Source organism: Salmonella sp. SSDFZ69 (genome assembly GCF_004010755.1).
Classification (GTDB): Bacteria; Pseudomonadota; Gammaproteobacteria; order Enterobacterales; family Enterobacteriaceae; genus Salmonella; species Salmonella enterica.
The window spans coordinates 649650-664281 of the sequence record NZ_CP034831.1 but is presented as its reverse complement, the minus strand read 5'-3'; the positions used below and the strand labels follow the sequence as shown (position 1 = coordinate 664281).

General features: G+C 52.3%; 12 protein-coding genes and 1 tRNA gene. 8 read left to right on the top strand and 5 right to left on the bottom strand.

The genetic code is table 11. The annotated features are described in order from the left end of the window. The first annotated feature begins 165 nt into the window (after positions 1-165). On the top strand, positions 166-624 hold the full coding sequence (tnpA, locus tag EOS98_RS03240) for an IS200/IS605-like element IS200F family transposase (protein ID WP_000502119.1): 459 nt from the start codon (positions 166-168) through the stop codon (positions 622-624). Positions 625-813: 189 nt separating this feature from the next. Here tnpA and mug read toward each other — a convergent pair whose 3' ends face one another. Further along, positions 814-1320 (bottom strand): G/U mismatch-specific DNA glycosylase, encoded by a 507-nt coding sequence (gene mug / locus EOS98_RS03230; protein WP_000237776.1) that lies wholly within the window; start codon positions 1318-1320, stop codon positions 814-816. Between the two features lie 125 nt (positions 1321-1445). Here mug and EOS98_RS03225 point away from each other — a divergent pair. After that, a tRNA-Ile gene (locus EOS98_RS03225) sits at positions 1446-1521 on the top strand. 79 nt (positions 1522-1600) lie between these two features. On the opposite strand, the gene EOS98_RS03220 is transcribed toward EOS98_RS03225, so the two are convergent. After that, a complete protein-coding gene (locus EOS98_RS03220) occupies positions 1601-2368 on the bottom strand; it encodes a siderophore-interacting protein (protein WP_126523825.1) in 768 nt (255 codons plus the stop codon). Between the two features lie 231 nt (positions 2369-2599). Here EOS98_RS03220 and EOS98_RS03215 point away from each other — a divergent pair, with 231 nt between their 5' ends. Next, entirely contained in the window at positions 2600-3247 is a 648-nt protein-coding gene (locus EOS98_RS03215; RefSeq protein WP_126523824.1) for a PadR family transcriptional regulator, read from the top strand. On the opposite strand, the gene EOS98_RS03210 is transcribed toward EOS98_RS03215, so the two are convergent. Together EOS98_RS03210 and EOS98_RS03205 are read right to left on the bottom strand one after the other, a co-directional pair. Further along, entirely contained in the window at positions 3244-4812 is a 1569-nt protein-coding gene (locus EOS98_RS03210; protein WP_000478462.1) for a methyl-accepting chemotaxis protein, read from the bottom strand. The genes EOS98_RS03215 and EOS98_RS03210 overlap by 4 nt on opposite strands. A 386-nt stretch (positions 4813-5198) precedes the next feature. Continuing rightward, on the bottom strand, positions 5199-6719 hold the full coding sequence (locus EOS98_RS03205; protein WP_126523823.1) for a PAS domain-containing methyl-accepting chemotaxis protein: 1521 nt from the start codon (positions 6717-6719) through the stop codon (positions 5199-5201). Positions 6720-7148: 429 nt separating this feature from the next. Here EOS98_RS03205 and ygjG point away from each other — a divergent pair, with 429 nt between their 5' ends. After that, complete coding sequence (gene ygjG / locus EOS98_RS03200) at positions 7149-8528, top strand: putrescine aminotransferase (RefSeq protein WP_001520281.1); 1380 nt, start codon at positions 7149-7151, stop codon at positions 8526-8528. Positions 8529-8698: 170 nt separating this feature from the next. Then, positions 8699-10717 carry an NADPH-dependent 2,4-dienoyl-CoA reductase gene (locus EOS98_RS03195; RefSeq protein WP_126523822.1) on the top strand — a complete coding sequence of 673 codons (2019 nt, stop codon included), beginning with the start codon at positions 8699-8701 and terminating at the stop codon, positions 10715-10717. Positions 10718-10797: 80 nt separating this feature from the next. Here EOS98_RS03195 and rlmG read toward each other — a convergent pair whose 3' ends face one another. Continuing rightward, a complete protein-coding gene (gene rlmG / locus EOS98_RS03190) occupies positions 10798-11934 on the bottom strand; it encodes a 23S rRNA (guanine(1835)-N(2))-methyltransferase RlmG (protein WP_000019989.1) in 1137 nt (378 codons plus the stop codon). 85 nt (positions 11935-12019) lie between these two features. Between rlmG and EOS98_RS03185 the strand changes: the two genes are divergently transcribed. The 3 genes from EOS98_RS03185 (at position 12020) to EOS98_RS03175 (ending at position 14448) form a co-directional block, all read left to right on the top strand. Further along, positions 12020-12517 carry a M48 family metallopeptidase gene (locus EOS98_RS03185; protein WP_000202969.1) on the top strand — a complete coding sequence of 166 codons (498 nt, stop codon included), beginning with the start codon at positions 12020-12022 and terminating at the stop codon, positions 12515-12517. Positions 12518-12668: 151 nt separating this feature from the next. Then, positions 12669-13361 carry a vancomycin high temperature exclusion protein gene (locus EOS98_RS03180; RefSeq protein ID WP_126523821.1) on the top strand — a complete coding sequence of 231 codons (693 nt, stop codon included), beginning with the start codon at positions 12669-12671 and terminating at the stop codon, positions 13359-13361. A gap of 88 nt (positions 13362-13449) precedes the next feature. Beyond that, complete coding sequence (locus tag EOS98_RS03175) at positions 13450-14448, top strand: Gfo/Idh/MocA family protein (protein WP_126523820.1); 999 nt, start codon at positions 13450-13452, stop codon at positions 14446-14448. The last annotated feature ends 184 nt before the right edge of the window (positions 14449-14632 follow it).

The window sequence follows — 14632 nt, the reverse complement described above, 5'->3', positions numbered from 1 at the left end:
CGCCGCAAGGCGGCGTTTTTTTGTCTATGGAAAACCCCCAGCTAGGCTGGGGGTTCCGGAAAGCTTTCAGCTTTAAGCCAGTTATTAAAACCCCTTTTGATTTGTTAAAACATCTTGCGGTCTGGCAACTGCAAAAGTTCAACAAGAAATCAAAAGGGGGTCCCAATGGGGGACGAAAAGAGCTTAGCGCACACCCGATGGAACTGTAAATATCACATAGTTTTCGCGCCCAAATACCGAAGACAAGCGTTCTATGGAGAGAAGCGTAGGGCAGTAGGCAGCATATTAAGAAAATTGTGTGAATGGAAAAACGTACGAATTCTGGAAGCAGAATGTTGTGCAGATCATATTCACATGCTTCTGGAGATCCCGCCGAAGATGAGTGTGTCGAGCTTCATGGGATATCTGAAGGGTAAAAGTAGTCTGATGCTTTACGAGCAGTTTGGGGATCTAAAATTCAAATACAGGAACAGGGAGTTCTGGTGCAGAGGGTACTATGTCGATACGGTGGGTAAGAACACGGCGAAGATACAGGACTACATAAAGCACCAGCTTGAAGAGGATAAAATGGGTGAGCAATTATCGATCCCTTATCCGGGCAGCCCGTTTACGGGCCGTAAGTAACGAAGTTTGATGCAAATGTCAGATCGTATGCGCCTGTTAGGGCGCGGCTGGTAAGAGAGCCTTACAGGCGCATCTGAAAAACCTCCGGCTATGCCGGAGGATATTTATTTATCAGGCCATGCGCAAGCGCCCTATTTGGCCTGCAGAATTTCTACACAGCGCGAGTATTCGCGCCCTCATTCCCCATTGCTATAGCCCACGCATAATGAGCGCTTGATCCAGTTCGCGATAGGCCTCGACCAGTTTTTCCGTTTTAATTCGGTTTAAGCCACTGGGATTCGGCAACACCCACACCATCGTCGCGCCAATGGCGATCTTTTGTTTACCCCAGGCGATACCGCGCTGGCTGAATCCCTGTTCAAAAGCCTGTTTACCAAGCACCGCCAGCGCCGCGGGCTGGTAGTCCTCTATCTTTTCAATCAGGTTTCGTCCGCCGCTACGTAATTCATGCAACTTCACCTCAGTCGCTTGTACCGTCGGTCGGTCGACGAGTTTCGTTACCCCGCAGCGAAAATCCAGTAATTTTTCCGCCTCTTCCGGTTTCAACTGTCGATCGGTGAAACCGGCCAAATGAATAACTTTCCAAAAACGATTCGCGGGATGCGCAAACGGAAAGCCGGTATTCGCCGAGGAGAGTCCCGGATTGATGCCGCAAAAAACCACCCGTAGCCCTGGCGCCAGTATGTCCTTAACCATTATTACTCCTGAGCAATACAACGTTCTTTAAGTATAACGGGTTGAAAACACATTGTTTATAAAAACAGCACCCGCACGGTTACGGCTGGATTACAGCGTAAAGTTACATTATAATCCACCGCCACGGCCCCTTAGCTCAGTGGTTAGAGCAGGCGACTCATAATCGCTTGGTCGCTGGTTCAAGTCCAGCAGGGGCCACCAAATTTTAGCTTTAAAATCATATAATTAAGCCACTCTAAAGAGTGGCTTTTTTGTTTCTAACAGGGCTCGCCCCATACCGTTATTTACGATGCCAATAGGCTGCCGCACGTACCAGGTGTGGATCAAACCCCTTTTCAAAGCACTGACTTAAACGTTTTACCGTTTTGCCTTCGCCAGTAATCCAAATGAAATAGTCTGATTCTGGTATTGCCAGCTGCGACAGGCGCGTTTGCATTGCCTGTTCATCGTCGCCAACAACATATTCCACAGTAATGTCCGTCAAATGGGCGAGATAATCGCGGTATGCCGCATCCTGAATGCTCACCAGCGCGGTTACCGCAGGGCGCGCAGGCAGACGACTAAGCGATTCCAGACGACGACGTAGCGCAGGCATACCGGACTCATCGCAGACATAAACCTGACAAGCATAATCTTCCGGCACCACCAGCGAACCGCGCGGCCCGCCAATCGTCAGTGTATCGCCTTCACGGGCTTCCATTGCCCAACGGCTGGCTACGCCGCCATCGTGGATAAAGAAATCCAGCGCCAGCTCGCGACGCGCCTCGTCATACAGCGGCGTGTAATCCCTGGAGACCGGACGAACGCCCTCCCCCCAGATAATGCCTTCCTCAGTGACTGTCGGGGGCGTAAAGCGACAGCCTGGCTCAGGGAAAAAAACTTTCGTGTGATCGTCAAAGCCCAGGGAGGTGAAACCGTCCAGCGCCTCGCCGCCAAGTACGATCCGCTGAAAGCCTGCGCTAATACGTTCTACCCGCAGAACGGTCAGCTCGCGAAAACGCAGTTCATTACGAACACGCTGTGGGTAGCGTACGGATGATGTCGTCATTTTTTGCCTTCGTGAAGTAATACGATATATCTAAATTAAAGTTTTAAATGATAATGATTGTTAATCAGTAAAAATGCAACTGTTTTTTGATAGTGCTCTGGCAACGCGTCGCTAACTATAACCTTAAAATAAAACCTTATAAATTAATACATTATAGAAACAAGCGCTTTTGCCCTTGCTAAAACCCATCATTTAGATATAAATTAGATATATCTAAATAAGCAGGAGGCAATGATGCAAAATCAACATGAAGGGTGTTGCAAAAACCAGGATCATAAGCACGATGGTTGCTGCAAAGATCGAGAACATCAGCATGAAGGCTGCCATAACGCGCATCAGCATGAGAACGCCAGTTGCGGCGGCGAACACCGTCACGGACACGGCTGTGGTCGTCATGGACAGGGCGGTGGTCGACGTCAGCGATTTTTTGGCCACGGGGAACTTCGGCTGGTCATTCTTGATATCCTGACCCGGGACGCCAGCCACGGCTATGAACTGATTAAAGCGATAGAAAACCTGACGGGGGGCGGCTATACGCCAAGCGCTGGCGTGATCTACCCTACGCTGGATTTTTTACAGGATCAGCAATTTATCACGATTAGCGACGAAGAAGGCGGGCGGAAAAAAATCGCGATTACCGCGAACGGCGCGCAATGGCTTGATGAAAATCGCGAACACCTGACGCATATTCAGGCGCGGCTAAAAGCCCGTTGTGTGGGCATGGAGTTACGTAAAAATCCGCAGATGAAGCGGGCGCTGGATAACTTCAAGGCCGTGCTGGATCTGCGGATAAACCACAGCGATATCAACGACGCGCAAATCAAACGCATTATCGGCGTGATTGATCGCGCGGCGCTGGAAATCGCCGAACTGGATTAAGCGGGCTGCGTGTCCTCTTCGCGGACGCGGAACACGTTAACCAGCTCTTTTAAATGTAACGCCTGTTCGTTCAGCGACGCCGCGGCGGCAACAGACTCTTCCACAAGGCAGGAGTTTTGTTGCGTGGCGGCGTCAATCAGGCCAATCGCGCTGTTAATCTGCGAAATACCGTCAGTTTGCTCGCGGCTGGCCTGCCCAATCTCACGTAATATCACATCCATCTCTTCGACGTTATCCACCATGCCATTAATCAGGGCGCTGGCTTTCTCCACCAGGTGCATCCCTTCCTGAGTCTGACTGGTTGAATCTTCAATCAAATTACGGATTTCACTGGCTGACGAGGCGCTCTTTTGCGCCAACTGGCGAACCTCTCCGGCGACAACGGCAAAACCACGTCCATGTTCGCCCGCGCGCGCCGCTTCAACCGCCGCGTTCAGCGCCAGAATATTGGTCTGAAAGGCAATGGAATCAATGATATTGATGATATCCGACATACGATTTGCCGTGTCGTTAATGACGCGCATTTTCTGCGTCACTTGATTCATCATCTCCCCGTTGTTTTTCACTACGCTGGCGGCGCCGGCAGAGAGTTTGGTCGCTTCACTGGTATGGTCAGCCGTATTTTTAACCGTGGCGGTAATCTGTTCCATCGACGCCGCCGTTTCTTCAACCGAGCTGGCCTGCTCTTCCGTACGCGCCGCCAAATCCTGGTTACCGGCGACAATTTGCGCCGCCGCCGTGGAGATACTCTCCGAACCGTTTTGCACTTCCTGTACGATATCCAGCAGACGCGTTTTCATCGCCATTAATGCTTGCAGTAGTACGCCTGTTTCATCTTTATAGTCGGTGGTGATATGACGAGTCAGATCGCCATCGGCGATCGCCTCGGCAAAGCGTACCGCGTCATCAAGCGGTCGGGTAATAGAACGCACAATATACCATCCCATTACGCCTCCGGCGGCGATGCTTATCAGCGCCAAAGTGATTAACAACGTCCGATTATTTTTAAAATCCTCTTTGACCTGCACGCTCGCTTCATGCATCTGCGCGTCCTGAACAGCGATAAGTTCCTGGACTTTGTCCTTATAGACTTTTTGCACCTGCACCGTTCTGGTCATCATCTCCTGAATGGCCGCCTGACGATTATTGCTTTGAATATCTTTCAAAATACGGAATCTGGACTCCAGGTATTGCTGGCGCGCTTCACGGATCTCATTAATGATTTTCTGTGAATCCGCATCGTGACTATTTTCCCTGGAAAGCTCATCCAGTAGCGCCGAAATGCGCTGGCTTATCTCACTGAGTTCTTTCTGCGAGCTCTGGCTCCAGCGCCCCTCTTCATCCAGTAACATGAGCTGCTGCGCGATGATGAAATCATTAAAATTATCGATTAACAGATTGGCTTTTACCGTGGTGGGATAATCATTGGTAATAATGTCCTGCATACCCGTATTAGCCCGATCAAGGCTAAACAAAGACAGAGCGGAACTCACCACCATGAGAACAATGAATAAGCCAAAGGCCATAAATAATTTTGAACGTATTTTAATGTTATGCAAAAACATATTTTCTCCCTGGGATTGCATATCCTCATACAGGAAGATTTATCGGCAATAATGTTACTAACTTTATGATATTGATCGCTTTTTATTTCGGAACATTATTAGTAAGTAATATTTATTGTTCACGGAAAGATGAACCAAAAGTGACATAAATTGGCACTAATAATGAAAGAAATACGCTAAAAGGTTAACCATTTCTTATTTATCAACTGAGCTTATACCTATTAATAGGTAGGCAAGAAGAAGGAATAAATATCACATTATTTTTAACATCACAGGCCACTGATACTCTCTATGATGGCAGGCACCGCCTTCTATCAGAGCGCATCCGCCCGGTAAGCTTGTTGCTACCGGGCGGATGTCATTACCGTTGCTACCTACAAATAAATTTAATGCAGTACCGTGACCGCATCCTCCAGCCGGCTGGCACGGTGTTTTACCATCGCGGAGACTTGTGCGCTCTCTTCCACCAGCGCCGCATTCTTCTGGGTTATGCGGTTCAACTCGTCCACGGCGCGAGTCAGGCTGGAAAGCCCATCTGTCTGTTCCTGCGTCGACTGGCTGATCCGTGCGATAAGCAAGGTGACATTTTGCACCTGGGCTACAATGTCATCCATGGTACGGCCTGCGGCGTGAACCTGCTCGGAGCCTGACTGCACCTTTGTTGCGCTGGCGTCAATTAATTTACGAATATCGTTCGCCGCATTAGCGCTACGGCTGGCAAGATGACGTACCTCGCCAGCAACCACGGCAAACCCTTTCCCCTGCTCGCCCGCTCTCGCCGCTTCTACCGCCGCATTCAGCGCCAGGATATTCGTCTGAAAAGCGATATCGTTAATTAGCGTGGTGATCGTCCCGATACGTTGCGTACTGTGAGCGATATCATCCATCGTTTTAATCACCGTATCCATCGCCTCACCTCCCTGAGTCGCCGCGCTACTGGCCGCCATGGAAAGCTTATCCGCAGCGGAAGCCGTCTCGGAATTGAGCTTCACGGACTCCGCCATCTGGTTCATGGTCGTTACCGTTTCCTGAACATTCTCCACGGTCTGACGGGTGTGTTCGTTCAGATCATTGTTACCCTTCGCCAGCCTTTCACTGCCGTTTCTGACGCTGGAAACCTGACTTGATACGTCATTGATCAGCCAGCGGCACATCAAGCCAAGCTGCCCCACGGCCCTCAGCGTCAGCCCCAACTCATCGCTACGATTAAGATGTTGTACGCTGTTGCGTTCGCCGGTCGCCACTTTCAGCGCCTGCGTCGCCACATTTTCAATGGGACGCACAATTTGCCATTCAAATAGCGCCGTACCTGCCAGAATCGCCAACGCGCCCAACAGCAACGTCTGCCATGAGGCATCCGTACCGAACAACGCCAACGCCAGCATTACGGCCATTAGCCCCATAATGCTACGCACTCGCCAGCGAACAGGCATAGCGGGCAGTTTGCCCAGCAAGCCCTGACGAACCACTAAGCCTTTATGAATTCGTTTACTACACCGCCCTTCATTTAGCGCCTGATATAAAGGCTCGACGGCGGCAATCTCATCATCCGTGGCGCGGGTACGGATCGACATATATCCCGTCACACGCCCTTCACGTATCATCGGTACCGCGTTGGCCCGCACCCAATAATGGTCGCCGTTTTTACGCCGGTTTTTCACAATGCCGCTCCACGGTTCGCCCTGTTTTAGGGTATACCACATATCTGCGAAGGCAGCTTTCGGCATATCCGGATGACGCACCAGATTATGTGGCTGCGCCAGTAACTCGTTTAACTGATAGCCGCTCACCTGGACAAAAGTGTCATTGGCGTGAGTGATATAGCTTTCCAGGTCGGTCGTAGACATCAGAGTGGTATCATCATCCAGCGGGGTATTTAGCTGGCTGACGTAGGGATGAGAAGACATGATAGCGTCCTGTGCAGGTTATCTGGATGTTAATTTTTCGCTCAGATGTTATTTCGGCGCTAATCTATTTATCTTTAGTTGTTAAAATTGATCTGGATCGCAATTTGCGATTAATCCTTAATATTTGTACGATTTTCACCTCATCCTGCGCCTTATTTTCATTATGAAATTGTTTAGCGTGGACAACCTTTTTCTTTAAAATCTGCCCTGGCTCACCTTTTTCTCACGCCGCCGCTAACGCAACACACCGTAAACCGTAAAACAAGATCTGCTCAAAATGCATCCAATTGTTAACGTATGACATTAAATGTTGTGTAAATGTGATTATTCCTGGTGTTTATCCCGATTTTCACTATGGGCTTAGACCCCCGCTAATCCCTGCAATACTTAATTCAGTATCATGTGATACACGGCCCTCTGGAGCTCATTTTGAACAGGTTACCTTCCAGCGCATCGGCTTTGGCCTGTAGCGCGCACGCACTGAATCTCATCGAGAAGCGAACGCTAAACCATGAGGAAATGAAAGCACTAAACCGAGAGGTCATTGACTACTTTAAAGAGCATGTAAATCCAGGATTTCTGGAATACCGGAAATCTGTTACCGCCGGCGGGGATTACGGAGCCGTAGAGTGGCAAGCGGGCAGTTTGAATACGCTTGTCGACACCCAGGGGCAGGAGTTTATCGACTGTCTTGGGGGGTTTGGCATCTTTAACGTGGGGCACCGTAATCCTGTTGTGGTATCCGCCGTCCAGAATCAACTCGCAAAACAACCTCTCCACAGCCAAGAGTTACTTGATCCCTTGCGGGCGATGCTGGCAAAAACGCTGGCGGCGCTGACACCGGGGAAACTCAAGTACAGCTTTTTCTGTAACAGCGGCACCGAATCCGTCGAAGCGGCGCTAAAACTGGCAAAAGCGTATCAGTCGCCGCGCGGCAAGTTTACCTTTATCGCCACCAGCGGCGCATTTCACGGCAAATCATTGGGCGCGCTCTCCGCCACGGCCAAATCCACCTTCCGCAGACCCTTTATGCCTTTACTGCCGGGCTTCCGCCATGTGCCGTTTGGCAATATCGACGCGATGAGCATGGCATTTAGCGAAGGCAAAAAAACGGGCGACGAGATAGCAGCCGTGATTCTGGAGCCTATTCAGGGTGAAGGCGGCGTGATCCTGCCGCCGCAGGGATACCTGACAGAGGTACGTAAGCTCTGTGACGAATTCGGCGCGCTGATGATTCTGGATGAAGTACAAACCGGCATGGGGCGTACCGGCAAGATGTTTGCCTGTGAGCACGAAAATGTGCAGCCTGATATTCTGTGTCTGGCGAAAGCCCTGGGCGGCGGCGTGATGCCGATTGGCGCCACCATCGCGACTGAAGAGGTGTTTTCGGTTCTGTTCGACAACCCCTTCCTGCATACCACCACTTTTGGCGGTAATCCGCTGGCTTGTGCTGCCGCGCTGGCGACCATTAACGTCCTGCTGGAACAAAATCTCCCGGCCCAGGCGGAACAAAAAGGCGATACGCTCCTGGATGGTTTTCGACAACTTGCGCGTGAGTATCCCAATCTGGTACACGATGCGCGCGGCAAAGGTATGTTGATGGCCATTGAATTTGTTGACAACGAAACGGGCTACCGTTTTGCCAGTGAGATGTTCCGTCAACGCGTGCTGGTCGCTGGTACGCTGAATAATGCGAAAACAATTCGTATCGAGCCACCGCTCACGCTAACCATTGAACTGTGCGAACAGGTATTGAAATCAGCGCGTAATGCGCTGGCGGCGATGCAGGTGAGCGTTGAAGAGGTTTAAAAACGATGCCGGATGGCGCTATGCTTATCCGGCCTGTTTTCCCCGGGTCGCGGCCTCTTTTTTGAATCCCATCACAATCACCACATTCCCCTTTTCCCTTTTACCTCGCGACGGCTACAGTAGTAACTCATCCGACCACATAACAATAATTTTACATACTGGATACGCTTATGAGCTACCCATCGCTGTTCGCCCCGCTCGATCTGGGCTTTACTACTCTCAGAAACCGCGTGCTGATGGGATCGATGCACACGGGTCTGGAAGAACATCCTGATGGCGCCGAGCGCCTGGCGGCATTTTATGCCGAGCGCGCGCGACACGGCGTAGCGTTAATCGTCACCGGCGGTATTGCGCCCGTTCCCTCCGGGGTCGTGATGACCGGCGGCGCGATGCTGAACGATGCCAGCCAATTAACGCCTCACCGCGTGGTGACCGATGCCGTACATGCGCAAGGCGGTAAAATCGCGCTGCAAATTCTGCACACTGGACGTTACAGCTATCAACCGCACCTGGTCGCGCCGTCGGCAATTCAGGCGCCAATCAACCGCTTTATGCCGCATGAACTGACGCATGATGAAATCTTGCAGTTAATCGACGACTTCGCGCATTGCGCGCAACTGGCGCGGGAAGCAGGCTACGACGGCGTAGAGGTGATGGGATCAGAGGGCTATCTGATTAATGAATTTCTCACCCGGCGAACTAACCATCGCGATGACGAATGGGGCGGCGACTATGCCAGCCGTATGCGCTTCGCGGTTGAGGTAGTACGCGCGGTACGCCAGCGGGTAGGGAACGACTTTATTATTATCTATCGCCTGTCGATGCTCGATCTGGTGGAAAATGGCGGCACGTTCGACGAAACGGTACAACTGGCGCAAGCCATTGAAGCCGCAGGCGCAAGCCTAATTAATACCGGCATTGGCTGGCATGAGGCGCGAATCCCGACCATCGCCACGCCAGTACCGCGTGGCGCCTTTAGCTGGGTGACGCGGAAACTTAAAGGTCATGTGTCGGTTCCGCTGATCGCGACCAATCGCATTAACGATCCGCAGGTCGCCGAGACGATCCTGACGCGCGGCGATGCCGATATGGTGTCGATGGCGCGTCCCTTCCTTGCCGATGCCGAATTCCTGACTAAAGCGCAATCCGGACGCGCAGATGAGATCAACACCTGTATCGGCTGTAATCAGGCCTGTCTGGATCGGATCTTCATCGGCAAAGTGACCTCCTGTCTGGTGAACCCACGCGCCTGTCACGAAACCCACATGCCGATAACGTCGGCCATACGCAAAAAGAATCTGGCCGTTGTCGGCGCAGGCCCGGCGGGGCTAGCTTTCGCGATTAACGCCGCGTCGCGCGGCCATCATGTCACGCTGTTTGACGCCCAGAGTGAAATTGGCGGCCAGTTTACTATCGCCAGGCAGATCCCGGGTAAAGAGGAGTTTTACGAAACGCTGCGCTACTACCGTCGAATGATCGATATTACTGGCGTTACGCTGAAACTGAACCAACGGGTGAACGCAGAGGATCTTCAGCCGTTTGACGAAGCGATCCTCGCTTGTGGAATAGTACCGCGCCGCCCGCCGATAGACGGTATCGATCATCCAAAAGCATTGACCTACCTGGAGGTATTGCGCGATAAGGCGCCGGTTGGTAAGCGAGTGGCGATCATCGGCTGCGGCGGGATCGGTTTTGACACGGCCATGTATCTGAGCCAGCACGGCGAATCCACCAGCCAAAATATTGCTGAATTTTGTACGGAATGGGGAATTGATACCAGCCTGCAACTGGCAGGCGGTCTGCGCCCGGAAGGCCCGCGCCTGGCACGTAGTCCACGGCAAATCGTCATGCTGCAACGCAAAGCCAGCAAGCCGGGCGAAGGGTTAGGTAAAACCACCGGCTGGATCCATCGCGCGACGTTACTGGCGCGCGGCGTGAAGATGATCCCGGCGGTCAGTTACCAGAAGATCGACGACGACGGATTACATCTCTTGATCGGCGGCGAACCGCAGTTGCTGGAAGTGGATCATGTGGTGATCTGCGCCGGACAAGAACCCCGCCGCGAGCTGGCGGACCCGTTACGCGCCGCAGGTAAAACGGTACATCTTATCGGCGGATGCGATGTCGCGATGGAGCTGGATGCCCGACGGGCGATTGCCCAGGGCACCCGACTGGCGCTGGAGATTTAACGACTTTGCCTGATGGCGCTGCGCTTATCGGGCTTACGCCGTCATACCGGTTTTATAGGCCGGTATGACGCTTGAGCGCCTTATCGACGGCGTCCTTGCTTCACCGCTTTCAGAATAACAAATTTATTGTTGGTTGCTATCGTCGCGCAATTACCGAAAATCTTCTTCAGCTTGTGGAAATAGTCCAGATGGCGGTTCGCCACAATATACAGTTCGCCGTTGATTTTCAGGCAGCGGCGGGCATGATGGAACATCTCCCAGGCGATATTATCCGTCAGCGCATGTTTCTGGTGGAACGGCGGGTTGCAGAACACAGCGTTAAAACGGAACGGCTCCACGCCGGAGAGCGCGTTGTTGATCATAAATTCGCAGCGTTCGAACGCTTCCGGCAGGTTCGTTTCTACATTCAAACGGCTGGAATCTACCGCCATCGGCGATTCATCGACAAATACCACGTTCGCCTGTGGATTTTTCGCCAGTAAGCTCAGGCCAATCACCCCATTGCCGCAGCCGAGATCGACAATCTCCCCGTCGAGGTTTTCCGGCAAATGCTGCATAAAGAAGCGCGCGCCGATATCCAATCCGGTACGAGAAAACACATTCGCGTGGTTGTGAATCGTCCAGCCTGTATCTTCCAGTTTCCAGCTTAGCGTTTGCGGCGCGTCGGCCAGTTGCGGATGACTGAAGGTACAGTTAATCAGGCGCGCTTTCTTCCACGCCAGCGTCGTCGTGGTTGGGCCCAGCACTTTTTCAAACAGTTCCAGCGTAGAGGTATGAATATCACGCGCTTTCGCGCCGGCGATAATACGCGTTTGCGCCGTAACGACCTTACGCAAAGCGCGTAACTGCTGTTCCAGCAACGCCAGCGTTTTCGGTACCTTAATCAATACCACGCCCGGCGCCTGCGGGTAGTCAGCGGTACTGTCGAGAAACGTTACGCTGGACTCCGCAATGCCGTTATGGCGTAAATTCTCTCGCGTACCCAGTTCGCTTAAATACGAATCGCCAATACTGTATGGCGAATGCTCCGCCAGCGCACAGCTTAGCGCGCCAAACGTATCATTCAGGATCAGCACCGGGCCGCGAATTTCCGTCTCATCCAACTGTTGCAGCAGATACTCATCGGCCGCCTCCCACGCCAGAAGCGGGTTAACATCATCCGTTTGCGGAAAACGTTTCAGCGTCAGTGAACGGAAACCGTCGTCTACGTGGCTCATTAGGCCTCCTGAATGGTAAAATTGCGGCGTTATCCCTGAAAAGGGTGCGTGAGTATACACTTTTTATCAGCAACATGGAGCTTTGATGACCTCACTAACTTACCTTCAGGGGTATCCGGAACATCTCCTTGCCCAGGTGCGCACCTTAATCGCCGAGCAGCGCCTGGGAGCGGTGCTGGAAAAACGTTATCCCGGCGCGCATGATTACGCCACTGACAAAGCGCTATATCACTATACTCAGGAACTGAAAAGTCAGTTTCTGCGCAATGCGCCGCCCATCAATAAAGTGATGTATGACAGCAAGATCCATGTGCTGAAAAATGCGCTGGGACTGCATACCGCTGTCTCGCGCGTTCAGGGCGGCAAGCTCAAGGCAAAGGCGGAGATCCGCGTCGCCACCGTGTTTCGTAACGCCCCGGAGCCATTCTTACGGATGATTGTGGTTCACGAACTGGCGCACCTGAAAGAGAAAGATCATAACAAAGCGTTTTATCAGCTCTGCTGCCATATGGAGCCGCAGTACCATCAACTGGAGTTTGATACGCGACTGTGGCTGACGCATCAGGCGCTGTCGGCACAATAAATTCTGAAAATGCCCTTTCCCCCGTATCTTTTTAACGGCGTGGGCATAAAATCGGCGCGTTCACATTTCGCTCATTGCCTGCCGCCACGTCAAGGATGACGATCTGTAGAGGGTATTTTTTATCCACCGCCAACGGAACCGCGCAACGACCATGCTCCCACAATGTGTCCGTTTTATCCGCCGCCTCTGTTTTACACGCCGGGCGTTAACAGTGGCGTGCTTTCTGCTTGTCGCGGCAGGCGTCGCGCTTTTCTATTCTAACTGGCTTATCGTTAACGCCTCACAGCATCTGACATGGAATGATATTCAGACCGTTCCCGCCCGCAACGTCGGGCTGGTATTAGGCGCTAAACCCGGCAATCGGTATTTTACCCGGCGGATTAATACTGCCGCCGCGTTGTATCACGCCGGTAAAGTGAAGTGGCTGTTAGTCAGCGGCGATAACGGCAAAAAAGAGTACGATGAACCTTCGGCGATGCAGCAGGCGCTGATAGCGAAAGGTGTGCCGGAAGCGGCCATTTTTTGTGATTATGCCGGATTCTCCACGCTGGACTCCGTGGTTCGCGCCCGGAAAGTGTTTGGCGAAAGCCGCATTACGATTATCTCGCAAGCATTCCATAATCAACGGGCGATCTGGCTGGCGCAACAATATGGCATTGACGCTATCGGCGTTAACGCGCCGGATCTGAATAAAAGGCACGGAACCTACACACGACTTCGGGAAAAGCTGGCGCGGGTTAGCGCGGTGCTGGATGCCAAAATTTTGCACCGTCAGCCTAAATATCTGGGCGCTGGCGTCACTATTGGGGCTGATAGCGCACACGGGTGCCCTTCTCGCCAGTAAAATGCCAGAGTGCGTCGCAGCGCACTGGCAAGGGCGGAAAGGCGTGCTACATTGACGAAAAATCCCTTTCTGGAGTCCGCTGACGTTTATGATACGTTTCGCTGTAATTGGGACTAACTGGATCACGCGCCAGTTTGTCGACGCCGCCCATGAAACCGGCAAATTCAGGCTCGCCGCCGTTTACTCCCGTAGTCTTGAACAGGCGCAGTCTTTCGCAAATGATTATCCCGTCGAGCATCTGTTTACCTCGCTGGAAGCGATGGCGCAAAGCGACGCGATAGAGGCGGTTTATATCGCCAGCCCGAATTCCCTGCATTTCTCCCAGACGCAGCGCTTTTTGCAGCATAAAAAACATGTCATGTGCGAAAAGCCGCTGGCTTCTAACCTGGCGGAGGTTGATGCCGCTATCGCCTGCGCGCGCGATAATCAGCGGGTACTGTTTGAAGCCTTTAAAACCGCCTGCCTGCCCAATTTCCTGCTGCTGCGGGAATCGTTGCCGAAAATCGGCAGAATGCATAAAGCATTCCTAAATTACTGCCAGTACTCTTCACGTTATCAGCGCTATCTGAACGGTGAAAATCCGAATACGTTTAATCCGGCCTTCTCCAATGGTTCGATTATGGATATCGGGTATTACTGTCTGGCGTCGGCGATCGCGCTATGGGGCGAGCCGCGCAGCGTTCAGGCGTCGGCGAATTTATTGGAAAGCGGAGTAGATGCGCACGGCGTCGTGGTTATGGATTACGGCGATTTTAGCATCACGCTACAGCATTCCAAAGTCAGCGACTCGGTACTGGCCAGTGAAATTCAGGGCGAGAGGGGATCGCTGGTCATTGAAAAGCTGTCGGAATGCCAGAAAGTGTGTTTTGCGCCGCGCGGCGCGCTGATGCAGGATCTGACCCAGCCTCAGCATATTAATACCATGCTGTATGAAGCCGGGGCGTTTGCCCAGCTTATTGAAAACCACGCCGTGGAACATCCGGGGTTGTCGCTAAGTCGCGCCACGGCAAAATGGCTGACAGAAATACGCCGTCAAACCGGGGTCATCTTCCCGGCGGACGATCTGACCCATCCCCTTACTGCGTAAAATTATGTAAATCATATGTTACAGGTCATTGACTCTACGCGTGGCCTGTCATACTTTGTTACGCGCAAAGGGGAGTAACTTCATTGCCGGTCGATCGTCATTACGATGTGTGCAAAACCACATCCGGTCACCGGGCAGCCATAAAGGAATGCGTCAGCGTATTCCTTTATTGTTGTAAGTGAGA

Coding starts and splice junctions, on each gene's coding strand:
- EOS98_RS03210 (WP_000478462.1), bottom strand. CDS start 4,812: ATGTTTTTGCATAACATTAAAATACGTTCAAAATTATTTATGGCCTTT.
- EOS98_RS03185 (WP_000202969.1), top strand. CDS start 12,020: ATGACCTCACTAACTTACCTTCAGGGGTATCCGGAACATCTCCTTGCC.
- EOS98_RS03175 (WP_126523820.1), top strand. CDS start 13,450: ATGATACGTTTCGCTGTAATTGGGACTAACTGGATCACGCGCCAGTTT.
- tnpA (WP_000502119.1), top strand. CDS start 166: ATGGGGGACGAAAAGAGCTTAGCGCACACCCGATGGAACTGTAAATAT.
- EOS98_RS03205 (WP_126523823.1), bottom strand. CDS start 6,719: ATGTCTTCTCATCCCTACGTCAGCCAGCTAAATACCCCGCTGGATGAT.
- EOS98_RS03215 (WP_126523824.1), top strand. CDS start 2,600: ATGATGCAAAATCAACATGAAGGGTGTTGCAAAAACCAGGATCATAAG.
- EOS98_RS03180 (WP_126523821.1), top strand. CDS start 12,669: ATGCTCCCACAATGTGTCCGTTTTATCCGCCGCCTCTGTTTTACACGC.
- EOS98_RS03195 (WP_126523822.1), top strand. CDS start 8,699: ATGAGCTACCCATCGCTGTTCGCCCCGCTCGATCTGGGCTTTACTACT.
- EOS98_RS03220 (WP_126523825.1), bottom strand. CDS start 2,368: ATGACGACATCATCCGTACGCTACCCACAGCGTGTTCGTAATGAACTG.
- rlmG (WP_000019989.1), bottom strand. CDS start 11,934: ATGAGCCACGTAGACGACGGTTTCCGTTCACTGACGCTGAAACGTTTT.
- mug (WP_000237776.1), bottom strand. CDS start 1,320: ATGGTTAAGGACATACTGGCGCCAGGGCTACGGGTGGTTTTTTGCGGC.